Genomic DNA, 15,635 nt, shown 5'->3' on the forward strand with positions numbered 1-15,635 from the left:
CAGGCGGCGACCGCGCGGCAGGCTGGCGCCTGATGGAAATCGATGTGACGCCACCGTTCGCCGAACTGGTCCGCGACCTGCGCCGGTCGGCCCGGATGACGCTGCGGGAGCTCGCCACCGCATCCGGCGTCAGTGTCCGCACCCTCAGCAACATGGAACGCGGCCAGTCCGCCGCCCCGCACCGGCACACCCTGGACGCGCTGGCCGACGCGCTCGCCCTCGCGCCGGCCGACCGCGCGGCCCTGACCGGCGCGGCCCGCGACGCACCCCCGGCCCCGGACGGAGTAGGCGTGCCGCCGCGGGACGTACCGGACTTCACCGGGCGCTCGGCGCAGCTGGCCACCCTGCGGCGGTGCTTCGGCCGGGGTGCGGCCCCGCTCACGGTCGTGCACGGCCCGCCCGGCGTCGGCAAGACCGCCCTCGCCGTACACGCCGCGGCGCGGGCAGGCGCCGACTTCCCCGGCGGCGTCTGCTTCGTCGACTGCCGCGACGCCGGCCCGGCCGACATCCACCGCCGGCTGCTGCGCGCGTCCGGCGGCCGCGGGGACGCCGCCCGGCTGGTCGTCCTGGACGGCGTCACCGTCGACCAGCAGGTGGCTCCGCTGCTCCCGCCGGCTGCTGGTACCGCGACCCTGGTCACCAGCCGCGGCCCGCTGGCCGGTCTGGCCGGTGCCGTACGGATGGCGCTGCAGCCGCTGACCGGGCACGAGTCGGTGTCGCTGCTGGCCGCCATCACCGGCGCGCCGATCGACCCGCCGGCGTGGGCGGTGGCCCGGTACTGCGGGTACCTGCCGCTGGCGCTGCGCATCGCCGGCAACCGGCTCGCCGGGCGCCCCGGCTGGACGATGGCGCACCTCGCCGACCGGCTCGCCGACGAGCGGCGCCGGCTGTCCGCGCTGACGGCCGGCGATCTGTCCGTGACCGCCGCGCTGTCCGCGTCGTGGACCGGGCTCAGCGCCCCGGCCCGTGCGCTGGCGCGCCGGCTCGCCCTGACCGGCTCGCCGGACTTCGCCGCCGCCCGGGCCGGGACCGGGCTCGACGAGCTGATCGCGGCCGGCCTGGTGAGCGCGGCCGACCGGCCCGGCCGGTACTGGATGCACGATCTCGTCCGGATCTTCGCGCGCTCCGACGCCTGGGACCCGGCCGCGTAGGGCAGCCGTTCTGGGCCGGCCGGCTTCAAGGACCTCGCGGGCACGTTCGCCATGTGCCACCGCACCCACGCATCCCGCAGAACAGGCCAGAGCAGCGCGCCGCTGCGGCACGGCTGCACCGATCCGGCGGTACATCACCGCCCGACCGGGGCCGGCTCAGCTTGGCATCGTCCAGCGCTGCGCGGCGGAGGCGTTGCAGTCGAAGATCTGCAGCTGAGTACCGTCGTTCGTGCTCGAGTTCGGCACGTCGAGACACCGCCCGGACTGCGGGTTGCGCAGCGCCCCGGTCGCGGTGGTGTAGGTCCATTGCTGGCCACCGCCGCCGTTGCAGTCCCACAGCTGGACCTTGGTGTAGTTGCCGGTGCCGCCGCCGGTGATGTCGACGCAGCGGTTGAAGACCCGCACGGTGCCGTCGCCGGGGAGGGAGAACGTCTGGGCGGGGGAGTTGTTGCACGACCACAGCTGGATGCGGGTGCCGTTGGCCGTCCCGGCGGCGTTGTCGTCGAGGCACTTGCCGGCCAGCGCGGACGGGACCGCTCCGGTGCGGACCCGCGGCAGCGTCCAGCGTTGCGCGCCGGAGGCGTTGCAGTCGAACAGCTGCAGGGCCGTGCCGTCGGCGGTGGCCGAGTTGGGCACGTCGAGGCAGCGCCCGGACTGCGGGTTGCGCAGCGCCGCGGTGCCGGGGTCCGGGACCCACTGCTGGGCGCCGCTGCCGTTGCAGTCCCACAGCTGCACCCGGCTGCCGTTGGCGGTGTTGCTGTTCGCCACGTCGAGGCACTTGCCGAGCGCGACGAGCGCGCCGGTGCCGGGGACGGTCCACTGCTGGGCGGCGCTGCCGTTGCAGGTCCACGTCTGCACCGCGGTGCCGCCCGCGCTGTTGCCGCCGGCGACATCGAGGCACTTGCCGGCGATGCCGGAGCTGACGGGGCCGGTCGGGCCGATCTGGGTCGCCGGCGGCTGGGCGCCGCCGTCGCCGTTGTAGGACGGCGGCGCCGAGGATGCCGCGGTCGCCCACCCCGTGTTCGCGGTGCTGCCGAGCGTCAGGTTGAGCGTGCCGCCGCCGGTGGCGAACGACGCCGGCAGGTAGGCGTTGTTCCAGGTCGCGCCGTTGAGCGTGGCGGACTGGACGTACGGGGTGTTGGTGGCGGCCTGCGGCGCGTTGACGGTGATGGTGCCGCCGCTGCCCAGGGCGATGCTGACGGTGCTGAACAGCGGGCTGCCCAGGGCCAGGTCGGCGGTGCCGGGCGTCATCGGGTACATCCCGATCGCCGCCCACACGTACCAGGCGCTCATCGTGCCGAGGTCGTCGTTGCCGACGCTCCAGTTCGCGGGGTTGTTCGGCCACATGGTGTTCACCACCTGCCGGACCACCTGCTGGGTCTTCCACGGCTGCCCGATGTAGTCGTACTCCCACGGCAGCTCGATCGACGGCTCGTTGCCCAGATCGGCGTGGCTGCCGCCCTCGCCGTGCAGCTGGGACAGCACACTGTCCAGATAGGACGCCATCGCGGCGTTGCCGCCCTTGGCGTCGGCGAGGCCGCGCACGTTGAACGGCACCATCCCGGTGTACTGCCAGGACGTGCCCTCCACGAACTCGTCGCTGGAGGCCGGGTCGAAGCCGGCCCGCCAGGAGCCGTCCTTGAGCCGCGGCTGCAGGAACCCGCTGGCCGGGTTCAGCGCGTTGCGCCAGTTCTGGGCCCGGTTGACGAACTGCGTGCGGGTGCCGCCGTCACCGAGGGCACCGGCGAACGCGCCGATGGCGAAGTCCGTCGCCGAGTACTCCAGCAGCGTGGCCACCGAGCCGTAGAACCCGGCGGGATACGCCGCGTCGGCGGGCAGATAGCCGTAGTTCGACTGGTACTCCACCCCCATCCGGATGCCGTTGAGGGTGGTCGCCTGGCGCACCATCGCCGTCTTCGCCGCCGCGGTGTCGAAGCCCCGGGCGCCGAACGCGTGGTAGTCCGCGATGATCATCGGGGCGGGGTCGCCGTTCATCACGTAGGTGTCGTACTCGCCGAGGGTCCACTTCGGCAGCATCCCGCTCTGCGCGTAGTCGTTCACCAGCGACTGCGCCGCGTCGCCGGCCTGTTTCGGGGCGACGAGCGCCTGCAGCTGCGCCTGGGTGCGGTAGATGTCCCAGCCGGAGAACATCCCGTACTGCGCGCCCTGCCCGCCCGCGACGGTGTGGACCTGGTGGTCGAAGCCGCGGTACCGGCCGTCGACGTCGCTCAGCACGCTCGGGTGCAGCAGCGCGTGGTAGAGCGCCGTGTAGAACACGACCTGCTGGTCGGTCGTGCCCCCGGAGACGCCGACCCGGCGCAGCAGCGAGTTCCAGGCGTCCTTGGCCGCCTGCCGGGTGACGTCGAAGTTCCAGTTCGGGTTCTCCTGGCCGCGGTTGGCCCGGGCCCCGTCCATGGACACATAGGACAGACCGACCTTGGCCTGCACGACCCGGTTCGAGCTGGCGTCGAACGTCACCGAGTTCGTCGCGGTGCTGCTCGAGGTGAACGGGCGGTCGAAGACCATGTCGAAGTACAGCGTGTACGTCGGGCTCGACGCGCAGAAGTGCCCGGACGTGATCTGCCCGCTCACCTGCGTGTTGCTGACCACGGTGAAGGTGATCCCGGTCGTCGTGGTCGCCGCCTGGCCGAGCTTGAACAGCAGGTTCGCCTGGTTCGTCGCCGGGAAGGTGAACCGGGCCATGCCGGACCGGGTGGTGGTGGTCAGCTCCGTCTTGACGCCGTTGCCCAGGGTCACCGCGTAGGCGCCGGCGCTCGCCGACTCGTTCGCGTGCGAGAAGGTCGAGGTCGCCGCCGGGTTCACCGCGCCGGTCGACGGCATGACCGGGATGTCGGCCATCGCGTTGCAGCCCGGGCCGGACAGGTGGGTCAGGCTGAACCCGGTGATCGTGGTGTCGCTGTAGGCGTAGTTGCCGCCCGGCGGCCGCGACGGCGTGTCCGGGCTCCACTGGACCATCCCGAACGGCGCGTCCGCTCCGGGGAAGGTGTTGCCCTCGTGCGACGTGCCGAGCAGCGGATTGACCAACGCCGCTGGGTCCGCCGGGGGAGCCGCCAGGGCGGCCTCCGCAGCGGGCACGAGCGCGGCCGTGGGCGCGAGCAGCAGGGCGGCCAGGACGGCGGGCAGCCGCAATCGCATGGACATGGGATCTCCAGACCGAGAGCCGGGGCGCCACAAACATTCACCGCCACCCATGTTTTGTCAAGGCTTGCCCAAACAAAGCGTCTTGCGCCGGGTGTACGTCCGGTTCGTGCCGCCGTCACCGCCGCCGGCCGGGCCAGTTTCGCCAAATATTGACGTCCGCGATGAGATCAGCCTTGACGGTCGGGCGGCCGGCGGACACACTGGGCGGACCTCGGAGAGCGCTCTCCGCCGTGATCGGCCCCGCCAGGCCCACGCCGCCGCTTCGGGAGGAGCACCGTGCGCATGAGATCCCTGATCCGCGCCGCCGTCGGATTCGCCGTCGTAGTCGGGGTCGCCATCGTGGGCGCACCGGCCGGCTACGCCGCGTCGTTCGCGCCCAAGACCCCGCCGCTGTCGACGCCGTGGACCGGCCAGGTGCCGGTCGACAACCCGCTGCCCGAATATCCGCGCCCCCAGCTGACCCGGGCCGACTGGCTCAACCTCAACGGCGTCTGGGACTTCCAGCAGACCGCGTCGAGCGCCGCCCGCCCCGCCTCGTTCGGCGAGGCGATCCGCGTGCCGTTCCCGGTCGAGTCGGCACTGTCCGGGATCATGCGCCACCCGACGGGCAACGACCGCATCTGGTACCGCCGGACCTTCACCGTCCCGGCCGGCTGGACCGGCCGCAACGTCCAGCTCAACTTCGGCGCCGTCGACTACTCCAGCACGGTGTGGGTCAACGACGTCCAGGTCGGCACGCACACCGGCGGCTACGACGCGTTCGGCTTCGACATCACCCCGGCGCTGAAGGCCGGCATCAACACCGTGGTAGTCGGCGTGTACGACGCCACCGCCGAGTCCCAGCCGCGCGGCAAACAGACCAACAGCCCGGGCGGCATCAACTACACCGCGGCGAGCGGGATCTGGCAGACCGTCTGGCTCGAGCCGACCCCGGCCGCGCACGTGACCCGGCTCGACATGACGCCGGACCTCGGCGCGAGCGTCCTGCGGGTCGTCCCGCGCGCGGTGAACGCCGGCGGCACTACGGCCCGGGTCACCGTCTCGGCCGCGGGCACCGTCGTCGGCACGGCCACCGGCGCGGCCGGCTCGAGCATCGCGGTACCGGTGCCGAACCCGCATCTGTGGACGCCGAACGACCCGTTCCTCTACGACGTGCGCGTGGAACTGCTCAGCGGCGCCACCGTGCTCGACAGCGTCGGCTCGTACAGCGGGATGCGCTCCATCGCGATCGGCATGGTCGGCGGCACCATGCGCACCCTGCTCAACGGCCAGCCGGTGTTCATGGACGGCGTGCTCGACCAGGGGTACTGGCCCGACGGCAACCTCACCGCGCCGACCGACGAGGCGCTGCGCTGGGACCTGCAGACCGAGAAGGCGATGGGCTTCAACACCGTGCGCAAGCACGTGAAGGTCGAACCGATGCGCTGGTACTACTGGGCCGACCGCCTCGGCCTGCTGGTCTGGCAGGACATGCCGTCGGGCGACGCGAGCACCGCCGGCCGCGCGGCGCACGAGGCCGGGCTCCGCGCGATGGTCGACCAGCTGCGCAGCGCGCCCTCGGTCGTCATGTGGGTCGTGTTCAACGAGGGCTGGGGGCAGTACGACTCCGCGGCCCAGGCGGACCTCGCCAAGAGCCTCGACCCGAGCCGGCTGGTGAACAACAACTCCGGCGGCAACGGCGAGTGCTGCGGCAGCGACGGCGGCAACGGCGACGTCAGCGACAACCACATCTACGAAGGCCCCGGCAACACGCTGCCGCCGTCCGCGACCCGGGCCGCGGTCCTCGGCGAGTACGGCGGCATCGGCAAGCGGATCCAGGGCCACACCTGGCAGCCGGTCGCCAGTTCGGACACGAACGACGTGACGGCCGAGTACGAGCGCATCGCCGCGCTGGTCAAGCAGCGCAAGGACGGCTTCGGCCTGTCGGCGGCCATCTACACCCAGCCCACCGACGTCGAGATGGAGCTCAACGGCCTGTACACCTACGACCGGCAGGTGTCCAAGGTGGACATCGCCCGGATGAAGGCGGCCAACGACAAGCTCGTCACCGGGATCGGCACCTTCCCGCCCTCGGGCGCCACCATCGGCGGCCCCGGCGGCAAGTGCGTCGACGTGGCCGGCGACGACACCGCTGGCAACGGCGGCAAGGTGCAGCTGTGGGACTGCCAGGCGGCCGCGCAGGACCAGCACTACACCGCGCGCAACGGGGGCCTGAGCACGCTCAACCGGTGCCTGGACATCACCGGCGCCAACCCGGCGATCGGCACCGCGGTACAACTGTGGGACTGCAACGGCACCTGGGGCCAGCGCTGGGTCCAGCAGGCCGACGGCTCGCTGCGCAACCCGCAGTCGGGCCGCTGCCTCGACGCACCCAACGGCGCCACCGCCAACGGCACCCCGCTGCGCATCTGGGACTGCAACGGCACCGCCGCCCAGCGCTTCCAGTTCGGCGGGGTGTGGACGATCGCCGGCCCGGGCGGCAAGTGCGTCGACATCCCCGCCGACGACACCGGCGGCAACGGCTCCCGGGCCCAGCTGTGGGACTGCCAGTCGGGCGCCCGCGACCAGCACTACGCCGCGACCGGCGGCACCCTGCGCACGCTCGGACGCTGCCTGGACATCACCGGCGCCAACCCGGCGGCCGGCACCGCGGTACAACTGTGGGACTGCAACGGCACCTGGGGCCAGCAGTGGGTCCAGCAGGACAACGGCTCCCTGCGCAACCCGCAGTCGGGCCGCTGCCTCGACTCCCCGGGCGGCTCCACCGCCAACGGCGCGGCCCTGCAGATCTGGGACTGCAACGGCTCCGCCGCCCAGCGCTTCCAGCTGAGCTGACCCCACGGCGTGACCACCGGGCACCCGGACGCCGGCGCCGCCCGGTGGTCACGCGTGGCGCGGGCCGGCCGGGCAGGCGGTGCCCGGCCGGGAGGGCCCGGCTCGCTCCCCGTCGCGGCCGAAGGCACTGAGCACGACGAGGCTGACCAGCTCCATCTGGAGCGTGCCGTCCGGCGACGGCCGTACCGTGCCGCGGAGGGTGACCCGCTCGCAGATCGCGGCGTGGACCGCGCCGGTCAGCGTCGCCGGGTAGTGGATCTGGACAGCGGCGGGCCGGTCGTCGACGCACAGCTTGATGCGGCAGTGTCCGTCCAGGACGGTGCTGGCCTCCAGGACGCCGGCCAGGCTGACGACTTCGCGGTCCAGCTCGTGCTGCGGCTCGGACGACATGGTGCGGTTTCTGGACTTCACCGGGCGGCTCCACGGTCTTCGATCGTTTGTCGCACAGAAAGGATTCGAAGCCGTCCACGGTACGGATGGGTCGCGATCGGCGCCGCACATGGTGGTGGCCGGGATGCGGAGGTCCGCATCCCGGCCATCAGCGGTGCCGTACGGGGTCGACGGGCCTCGACCGGACGGCGGGGATGCCGGCGCGTGCGGGCGCCGGCATCGGGTCGACTAGCGGCGGTGCCGGCCGCCGTACTCGTGGGCGACGAGCACGTAGCGGCCGCTGTGGCCGACGCGGTAGCAGTCCGAGTCGTCCCAGGCACCGCGCCGCTCACCGATCCAGCCGGCGACGTTGCAGGCGCGCTTGCTCTGGAAGGTGCGCACGGTCCAGGACTGGACCCAGTTGCCGTTGCGGTGCCCGTCCCAGTTGCCGTGCCAGCGCCCGTCGGGGCCCGGCCGGCCGTGGTCGCCGCCGTTGCGGTCGTTGTCGTGGCCGCCCGGGTGCGGCTGCGTGACCGTCGACCGCTCGCTCGGTACCGTCGCGGCCGACGCCGCCTGCGCGCCCATGCCGACGACCGCACCCGCGGCCATGGTCATGCCGGCCAGCGTCAGTACGCGCTGAATGTTCCGCATCCTTGATCCCCCTCGTGTTGTGACGATGCGACTACTTTAAGTAGTTCCCGCGGACAGATTGGGACAAACCACTCATACGTTCTGTTTGTCTTGGTCAACCGCACGGACGGCGCAGGCCGTCCGTTCAGCGAGGGCGGACCTGGCCGGACGCGGTCACCTCGCGCGGATGTGGGTTGCCGGGCAGGGCTTGGCGAGCATGGGGGTATGCGCGAGGACCCCATCACGCGGACGACGCTGATCGACGAGTCGCCGCCGTTCATCCCCGACTCGCCCGAGCTCATGACGGTGCTGATCGAGGTGCCGCCGGGGGAGAGCATCCCGCCGCACCGGCACTCCGGGCCGCTGTCCGCCTACGTCCTCGAAGGCGAGATGACCTTCGAGCTGGAGGGCCAGCCGGAGCGGGTGGTCCGGGCCGGCGAGGCGGTGTTCGAGCCGGGCGGGGACCTCATCCACTACCAGACCGCCAACAACCAGGAGACCTGGCTGCGGTTCCTGGCCACCATGATCATGGTGCCGGGTCAGCCGATGCAGACGCTCGTGAGCGAGGCGGAACTCGAGCAGCGCCGCGACCGGCGTGCACCGCGGCGGTAGCCGATGGTGCTGCACGGTGGCCGCCCGCCGCGGCGGCGACACGCCGGTGGCGGGAACCCGTTCGCGACCGTGGCCAACCCGGCTCTGGCCGATCAGATCGCCGCCCCGCACACGGCGCTGGCCGAGGACCCCGTCCCGGCGGACACCGCCTGGCAGCTGGTGCACGACGAGCTGATGCTGGACGGCAACGCCCGGCTCAACCTGGCCACGTTCGTCACGACGTGGATGGAGCCGCAGGCGACGCGCCTGATGGCCGAGTGCGTCGACAAGAACATGATCGACAAGGACGAGTACCCGCAGACCGCCGAGTTCGAGCGGCGCTGCGTGCGCATCCTCGCCGACCTCTGGCACGCCCCGGACCCGGGCGACGTGATCGGCTGCTCGACGACCGGGTCCAGCGAGGCGGGGATGCTCGCCGGCATGGCGCTCAAGCGGCGGTGGGCGGCGCGGCAGGCACCCGGGCACACGGGCCGTCCCAACCTGGTCATGGGCGCCAACGTCCAGGTGTGCTGGGACAAGTTCTGCAACTACTGGGAGGTCGAACCGCGGCTGGTGCCCATGGAGGGCGACCGGTTCCACCTGTCCGCCGAGGAAGCGGTGGCGCACTGCGACGAGAACACCATCGGCGTCGTCGCGGTCCTCGGCTCCACATTCGACGGCAGCTACGAGCCGGTCGCCGGGATCGCGGCGGCGCTGGACGGGCTGCAGGACCGTACCGGATGGGATGTCCCGATCCATGTTGACGGCGCCTCCGGTGGGATGATCGCGCCGTTCCTGGACCCGGACCTCGCCTGGGACTTCCGGCTGGACCGGGTCGCGTCGATCAACACCTCGGGGCACAAGTACGGCCTGGTCTACCCCGGCGTCGGCTGGGTGCTGTGGCGCAACCGGGACGCGCTGCCGGCCGAGCTCGTCTACCAGGTCAACTACCTCGGCGGCGACATGCCGACGTTCGCGCTGAACTTCTCCCGGCCGGGCGCGGAGGTCGTCGCGCAGTACTACACCTTCTTCCGCCTCGGCCGGGCCGGCTTCCGGGCGGTGCAGCAGGCGTGCCGGGACGTGGCCGTGTACCTGTCCGGCCAGATCGCCGCGCTGGGCCCGTTCCGGCTGCTCAGCCGCGGCGACGAACTGCCGGTGTTCGCGTTCACCACGACCGGCGACGTGACCGCGTTCGACGTGTTCGACGTGTCGCGGCGGCTGCGGGAGCACGGCTGGCTGGTGCCGGCGTACACGTTCCCGGCCGACCGTACCGACCTCGCCGTCCTGCGGATCGTGGTCCGCAACGGCTTCACCCGCGACCTGGCCGACCTGTTGCTGGACGACTTGCGCCGGCTGCTGCCGGAGTTGCAGGCTCAGCCGGGACCCCTGCACCCGTCGGGCGGGCAGGCCGGGTTCCACCACTGATTCTTGCAACGGAAGGACCTGCGCATGTGCCGGCTGTTCGGGCTTTCCGCGGTACCGCAACGCGTCACCGCCACGTTCTGGCTCCTCGACGCCCCGGACAGCCTCGCGGTGCAGAGCCGGCGCGAACCGGACGGCGTCGGCCTGGGCGCGTTCACGCCGGACGGCACCCCGGAGGTGCACAAGCGCCCGGTCGCCGCCTACACCGACGCCGAGTTCGCGCGAGAAGCCAAAGAGGAAGCCAGCGGTACCTTCCTCGCGCACATCCGCTACGCCAGCACCGGCGGCCTGAGCCCGCAGAACACCCACCCGTTCCTGCAAGACGGCCGGCTGCTGGCGCACAACGGCGTGGTGACGGGCCTGGACCGGCTGCGCGACGAGGTGGCCGCGGTCCTCGGCGCCCCGGCCGCCGGCCTGGTCCACGGCGACACCGACTCGGAGCTGGTGTTCGCGCTGATCACCGCCTACGCCCGCCGCGACGGCGACCTGGGTGGCGCGATCGCGACGGCGGCCACCTGGATCGCGGCGAACCTGCCGGTGTACGCGCTGAACCTCATCATCACCACCCCGACCGACCTGTGGGCGCTGCGGTACCCGGAGACCCACGACCTGTACGTGCTGGACCGCGCCGCCGGCGGCCAGCACGGCCACCGCCACCTCGAGCACGCCAGCGCTTCCGGCCGGGTCCGGGTCCGCTCCGGCGACCTGTCCGAGTCGCCCTGCACGGTCGTGGCCAGCGAGCCGATGGACGAGGACCCGCGCTGGCGCCGCCTGGACCCGGGCGAGCTGCTGCACGTGGGCGCGGACCGGCGCAGTACCGCCCGCATCGCGCTCCCGTCCCCGCCGGCCCACCAGCTGACCCTCGCCGACCTGCACCCCCAGGCCGCCGCCTCCCAGCGCGGCGACAGTTCCAGGTAAGCCGGACGGATCATCCGTTCGGCTGATCTTTGTCCGTAGCGGCACCGTCGGTCCCTCATGTTGCTCGTCTGCACGACGACATGGGAGGAACCACGATGGGCAACGCGAAGGCAGCGTTACTGGCGGCGGCTTCGACGGCGGTGATGCTGGCGCTGGCCGGCGCTCCGGCGTCGGCGAGCCCGGCCGTCCAGGCGGTGGCGGCCGCCGCCCCCTGCACGGCGACGAACACCACGGACGTGCCGACCGTCGACCTGAAGACGGTCGAGAGCGCGGTCACGCTGAGCGGCTGTACCGGCAATGCGTCGAACGTCAGCACCGTCGAGGTGCACATCGTGCACACGTACCGTGGCGACCTGGTGGTGACCCTGGTCGCGCCGGACGGCTCGCCCTACATCCTGTCGAACCGGGCGGGCGGCAGCGCCGACAACATCGACCAGACCTTCACCGTGAACCTCAGCAGCGAGGCCCGCAACGGTACCTGGAGGCTGCGGGTCCAGGACGCCGCCAACGGCGACTCGGGCTACATCAACACCTGGACGCTCGACCTGACCGGGCCCACGACCGGCTGTACCGTCTCGAACGACACCAACGTGAACATCCCCGACCCGGGCACCGCCCAGAGCACCGTCACCGTCGCCGGCTGCCCGGGCAACGCGCTCGCCGCCAGCACGGTCGAGGTGCACGTCGTCCACACGTACCGTGGCGATCTCGTCGTGACCCTTGTCGCGCCGGACGGGTCGCCGTACATCCTGCAGAACCGTGCGGGTGGCAGCGCCGACAACGTCGACGTCACGCTGACGCTCAACCTCAGCGGCGAGGTGCGCAACGGCACGTGGACGCTGCGGGTCCAGGACGCCGCGGCGTCGGACTCCGGTTACATCGACGGCTGGAAGCTCACCGTCTGACCTTCGCCTGCGCCTAGGGGACGACGCGGTCGCGGATGCTGTCGAGCACTGCCTCGGCTGCCCACGCGGCCGCGTCGGCGATGTCGCGCCGGTCCATGCCGAACTCGCGGCGAAACGTCACCCAGGTCGCGGCGGAGTCGAGGTGGCACAGCGCCGCGACGACCGCCCGGCGCTGCGCCGCGTCGAGGGACGGCACCTCGGCGTCCAGCAGGCGCTCGAGGTGCTCCCGGCCGAGGGACGGCGCCGCGCCGTTCACGCCGCGCATCGCCGTCTCGGCGACGACGTGCGCGAGTTCCGGCCGCTCGTCGTACCGCTGCATCGCGTCGCGGATCGCGAGGGGGATGTCGAAGATCGAGTGCGACGCCTCGCGGACGAACACCGTCGCCTCGATCCACGCCGCCGTCGCCAGCAGCAGGTCGACCCGCGTGGGGTAGTTGCGGAAGACCGTGCGCTCGGCGATGCCGGCCCGGCGGGCGACGAGCCGGTACGACACGTCGTCGCTGCCGATCTCCTCGATCAGCTCGACGTACGCGGCGAGGATCGCCGTCTGCGTCCCGCTCAATGCCGGGACGGTCACGGCTGCGCCCACGTGGCGTCGGGCAGCCGCGCGAGCAGGACGGCCGCCGGCCCGCTCACGGCTGCGCCCACCTGGCGTCGGGCAGCCTCGCCAGCACGGTGCCGACGGCGCGGTCGAACGCGTCGCAGATCTCCGCGGCGTCCAGGTCGAAGCCCGTGCGCAGGCGGGCCCAGAACATCGCCGACGAGAAGTACCGCAGCGCCGCCGCGACCCGCCGCCGGTCCCGCCGGTTGAGCGTCGCGGCCGACACGTCGAGCATCGCCTCGATCGCCCGCGTGATGAACGCGGGCTCGCCGTCGAGCGTCAGGGAGATCGTCGACGCCCGGGCACCGACGAAGGCGTACGCGGGTGACGCGTCGAAGGCGCGGAAGCGCTCGTGCACGGCGGCGCGGAAGTCGGCCACGGTCACGAACGGCGGCAGCGGGAAATGGGTCTGCTCGATCCAGTTCGACAGCGCGACGAGCAGGTGCGCCCGCGTCGGGTACTGCCGGTACACCGTGCGCTCGGAGATGCCGACCTCGTCGGCGAGGGCGCGGTAGGAGATGTCGTCGAACGTGTGCTCGCGCAGCAGGACCGCCGCACTCGCGAGAATCGCGGTCGCGGTGTCGACCTGCTCCTCCATCACGTTCCCCTGCCTCGATCGGTCGCCCGGTGCGGGGCGCCGGTGACGTCCGGCGGGAGCACGTAGCGATCGGAATCGTCGAGCGTGAGCGCCAGCGACGAGACGTACTGCACCTGCCCGTGCGCCCCTCGCTGGGCCGAGGCCAGCATATCCGGTCGTTCGAACATGTACCCGGTGACGTGGCAGCGCAGCCGCTCGCCGGAGGGGTTGCCGTGCTCGTCGAACAGGGGAGAGTCGATGCCGTCGGAGCGGCGGCGCAGGTAGTAGCGGCCCCGGGTGGCGAGGGCCATGGCCGGCGTGGTGACGAAGGCGACGCTGATCGCGATGAGCACCGAGAACGGTTTGACGGCGGGGCCGAGCAGCCCGGCGAACGCGAGCAGGGACAGGACTGAGGCGAGGCCGACCGACACGAGGCCGACCGGGTTCCAGTCGTGCAGCATGCCGCGGCGGAACTCCGGGAAGCGCGGCGAGATGCGCAGCACCCACTTGTTGATGGCGATGTCGGTGGCGATCGTGACGAGCCAGGCCATGACGACGTTCGCGTACAGGCTCAGGACGAAGGAGATGAGGGTGAAGACGTCCAGCATCATGAGCCCGTAGGCGATCACCAGGTTGAGCAGCACGAAGATCGTGCGTCCCGGGTAGTGCTTGGCCACCCGGGTGAAGACGTTGGACCAGGCGAGCGAGCCAGAGTACGCGTTCGTCACGTTGATCTTCACCTGGGCGACCACGATGAGCACGAGGGCGAGGGCGACCGCGAGCCAGTCGGGGAACAGGGTCTGGTACATGCCGACGAACTGCTTGACCGGTTCCGTCGCGGAGTGCCCGAGGGTGGGATCGACCTTCACCAGCACGTAGACGGCGAGAAACACCCCGATCATCTGTTTGGTACTGCTGAAGATGACCCAGCCCGGCCCGGACAACGCGAACGACGTCCACCACGAGCGGGCGTTCGACGGCGTGCGGGGCGGCATGGCCCGGATGTAGTCGATCTGTTCTGCCAGCTGCGGGGTGAGGGCGAAGCAGACGGCCGCGCTGGAGACGATGGCGCCGAACCGGATCGAGCCGTCGGAGGTGCCGTTGAACGACGTGAAGGCGCGTACCGACTCGGGGTCGGAGAAGAGGATCCACAGCAGCGGCAGCAGGGCGAGGGCGAGCCACAGCGGCGTGGTCCAGAAGTGCAGGCGCTCCAGCGCGCGCATGCCGTAGATGACGATCGGGATCACGACCACGGTCGAGACGAGGTAGCCGAGCCACAGCGGCGTCCCCGTCGCCACCTGCAGCCCCTGCGCCATGATGGCACCCTCCAGGGCGAAGAAGATGCAGGTGAAGCCGGCGAAGACGACGGTGGTGATGATCGAGCCGTAGTAGCCGAACCCCGAGCCGCGGGCGATGAGGTCGAGGTCGAGGTTGAAGCGGGCGGCGTAGTAGGCGACGGGGACGCCCACGATGACGATGATGACCGACGCGAACAGGATGCCGAGCACGGCGTTGAGGGTGCCGTGGTCGATACCGACGCTCGCGCCGATCGAGAAGTCGGCGAGGAACGCGATGGACCCGAGGGCGGTCGCGCCGACGGAGGCCGCGCTCCACCGCCGGAAGGTGCGCGGCACGTAGCGGAAGGCGTAGTCCTCGAGGCTGTCCTCCGCGGCCGCGCGCGCGTTGCCTGTCCTGCTCACAGTGGCATCCCCTCCCGCGCCGGGCGTGGGGCATCCTCCGGGCTCGTTGTTTCGAAGCTGTTGCGGGCCCGGGAAGCGGGAATGTCGGCTCAGATCGCCATGGCGGCCCGCACGGTGGAGACGGCGGCCGAGCCGCCCTCGTCGGTCTGGGTGACGAAGCCCGAGGCGAGCACGACGTACCGCTCGGCGGCCTCGAGGGCGAAGCCGATGTGCTGCTCGACGAGGAGCACGTTGATGCCCTCCGCGGCCAGCTGCACGATGGTCCGCTCGATCTCGGCGACGATCGTGGGCTGGATGCCCTCGGTCGGCTCGTCGAGGATGAGCAGCTTCGGCTCGGTGATGAGGGCGCGGGCGATCGCGAGCTGCTGGCGCTGCCCGCCCGAGAGCAGGCCCGCCTTGCGGGCGGCGAACTGCTCCAGCGCGGGGAAGCGGGCCAGCTGCGCGTCGATGAGGGCCTTGCCGCGCCGGCGGCCGTCGGCGACGAGCTGCAGGTTCTCCAGCGTGGTGAGCTGGCCGAACGCCTGCTGACCCTGCGGCACATACGCCATGCCGCGCGCGACGCGCCTGTTCGGGGCGAGCGAGGCGATGTCCTCGCCGTCGAAGTACACGCGGCCCTTCGTCGGTTTGATGAGCCCGATCGCGACGCGCAGCAGCGTCGTCTTGCCGGCGCCGTTGTGGCCGAGCACGGCCACGACCTTCCCGGCCGGCACCGTCACGCCGTGCAGCACCCGCGTGCGCCCGTAGCCGGCCTCGATGTCGGTGAGTTCCAGCATG

Annotated in this window: 12 protein-coding genes and 1 pseudogene; 6 read left to right on the forward strand and 7 right to left on the reverse strand. The window is 71.9% G+C overall.

All coding sequences use genetic code 11. The features are described 5' to 3' along the window. Nucleotides 1-32: 32 nt before the first annotated feature. On the forward strand, nt 33-1,151 hold the full coding sequence (locus ACQPZ4_RS19810) for a helix-turn-helix domain-containing protein (protein ID WP_433063070.1): 1,119 nt from the start codon (nt 33-35) through the stop codon (nt 1,149-1,151). 156 nt (nt 1,152-1,307) lie between these two features. Here the strand turns inward: ACQPZ4_RS19810 and ACQPZ4_RS19815 are convergent, their stop codons facing one another. Next, a complete protein-coding gene (locus ACQPZ4_RS19815; RefSeq protein WP_433063073.1) occupies nt 1,308-4,313 on the reverse strand; it encodes a lectin in 3,006 nt (1,001 codons plus the stop codon). Between the two features lie 282 nt (nt 4,314-4,595). On the opposite strand from ACQPZ4_RS19815, the gene ACQPZ4_RS19820 reads away from it, so the two are divergent. Continuing rightward, nucleotides 4,596-7,148: a ricin-type beta-trefoil lectin domain protein gene (locus ACQPZ4_RS19820; RefSeq protein ID WP_433063076.1), complete on the forward strand. Its 2,553-nt coding sequence runs from the start codon at nt 4,596-4,598 to the stop codon at nt 7,146-7,148. A 48-nt stretch (nt 7,149-7,196) separates the two neighbouring features. Here the strand turns inward: ACQPZ4_RS19820 and ACQPZ4_RS19825 are convergent, their stop codons facing one another. Then, a complete protein-coding gene (locus ACQPZ4_RS19825; protein WP_433063079.1) occupies nt 7,197-7,559 on the reverse strand; it encodes a hypothetical protein in 363 nt (120 codons plus the stop codon). A gap of 207 nt (nt 7,560-7,766) precedes the next feature. After that, complete coding sequence (locus tag ACQPZ4_RS19830) at nt 7,767-8,168, reverse strand: hypothetical protein (RefSeq protein ID WP_433063082.1); 402 nt, start codon at nt 8,166-8,168, stop codon at nt 7,767-7,769. A gap of 204 nt (nt 8,169-8,372) precedes the next feature. On the opposite strand from ACQPZ4_RS19830, the gene ACQPZ4_RS19835 reads away from it, so the two are divergent. The 4 genes and pseudogenes from ACQPZ4_RS19835 to ACQPZ4_RS19850 all read left to right on the forward strand — a co-directional run. Further along, nucleotides 8,373-8,759, forward strand: a complete 387-nt coding sequence (locus ACQPZ4_RS19835; RefSeq protein WP_433063084.1) for a cupin domain-containing protein — start codon at nt 8,373-8,375, stop codon at nt 8,757-8,759. Between the two features lie 3 nt (nt 8,760-8,762). Next, the gene (locus tag ACQPZ4_RS19840) at nt 8,763-10,163 is read left to right on the forward strand and encodes a glutamate decarboxylase (protein WP_433063086.1); all 1,401 of its coding nucleotides are present in this window, start codon (nt 8,763-8,765) and stop codon (nt 10,161-10,163) included. A gap of 3 nt (nt 10,164-10,166) precedes the next feature. Then, the gene (locus ACQPZ4_RS19845) at nt 10,167-11,078 is read left to right on the forward strand and encodes a class II glutamine amidotransferase (RefSeq protein ID WP_433063088.1); all 912 of its coding nucleotides are present in this window, start codon (nt 10,167-10,169) and stop codon (nt 11,076-11,078) included. Nucleotides 11,079-11,338: 260 nt separating this feature from the next. Then, nucleotides 11,339-11,983: pseudogene (locus ACQPZ4_RS19850) on the forward strand (proprotein convertase P-domain-containing protein); the annotation flags it as partial. 13 nt (nt 11,984-11,996) lie between these two features. On the opposite strand, the gene ACQPZ4_RS19855 reads toward ACQPZ4_RS19850, so the two are convergent. The 4 genes from ACQPZ4_RS19855 to ACQPZ4_RS19870 form a co-directional block, all read right to left on the reverse strand. Beyond that, on the reverse strand, nt 11,997-12,545 hold the full coding sequence (locus tag ACQPZ4_RS19855) for a TetR/AcrR family transcriptional regulator (RefSeq protein ID WP_433063091.1): 549 nt from the start codon (nt 12,543-12,545) through the stop codon (nt 11,997-11,999). A gap of 70 nt (nt 12,546-12,615) precedes the next feature. Further along, entirely contained in the window at nt 12,616-13,182 is a 567-nt protein-coding gene (locus tag ACQPZ4_RS19860; RefSeq protein WP_433066583.1) for a TetR/AcrR family transcriptional regulator, read from the reverse strand. Next, on the reverse strand, nt 13,182-14,861 hold the full coding sequence (locus ACQPZ4_RS19865) for a purine-cytosine permease family protein (protein ID WP_433063094.1): 1,680 nt from the start codon (nt 14,859-14,861) through the stop codon (nt 13,182-13,184). The genes ACQPZ4_RS19860 and ACQPZ4_RS19865 overlap by 1 nt, the downstream gene beginning before the upstream one ends. A gap of 89 nt (nt 14,862-14,950) precedes the next feature. Beyond that, nucleotides 14,951-15,634, reverse strand: coding sequence for an ATP-binding cassette domain-containing protein (locus tag ACQPZ4_RS19870; protein ID WP_433063097.1), 684 nt, complete (start codon nt 15,632-15,634; stop codon nt 14,951-14,953). Nucleotide 15,635 lies beyond the last annotated feature (1 nt).

It is taken from the genome of Dactylosporangium sp. CS-033363 (genome assembly GCF_050942475.1).
Classification (GTDB): Bacteria; Actinomycetota; Actinomycetes; order Mycobacteriales; family Micromonosporaceae; genus Dactylosporangium.

Bases quoted from the DNA above. Each gene is read 5' to 3' on its own strand.
- ACQPZ4_RS19810 (WP_433063070.1), top strand. From the start codon at position 33: ATGGAAATCGATGTGACGCCACCGTTCGCCGAACTGGTCCGCGACCTG.
- ACQPZ4_RS19815 (WP_433063073.1), bottom strand. From the start codon at position 4,313: ATGTCCATGCGATTGCGGCTGCCCGCCGTCCTGGCCGCCCTGCTGCTC.
- ACQPZ4_RS19820 (WP_433063076.1), top strand. From the start codon at position 4,596: ATGAGATCCCTGATCCGCGCCGCCGTCGGATTCGCCGTCGTAGTCGGG.
- ACQPZ4_RS19830 (WP_433063082.1), bottom strand. From the start codon at position 8,168: ATGCGGAACATTCAGCGCGTACTGACGCTGGCCGGCATGACCATGGCC.
- ACQPZ4_RS19835 (WP_433063084.1), top strand. From the start codon at position 8,373: ATGCGCGAGGACCCCATCACGCGGACGACGCTGATCGACGAGTCGCCG.
- ACQPZ4_RS19840 (WP_433063086.1), top strand. From the start codon at position 8,763: ATGGTGCTGCACGGTGGCCGCCCGCCGCGGCGGCGACACGCCGGTGGC.
- ACQPZ4_RS19860 (WP_433066583.1), bottom strand. From the start codon at position 13,182: ATGGAGGAGCAGGTCGACACCGCGACCGCGATTCTCGCGAGTGCGGCG.
- ACQPZ4_RS19870 (WP_433063097.1), bottom strand. From the start codon at position 15,634: ATGCTGGAACTCACCGACATCGAGGCCGGCTACGGGCGCACGCGGGTG.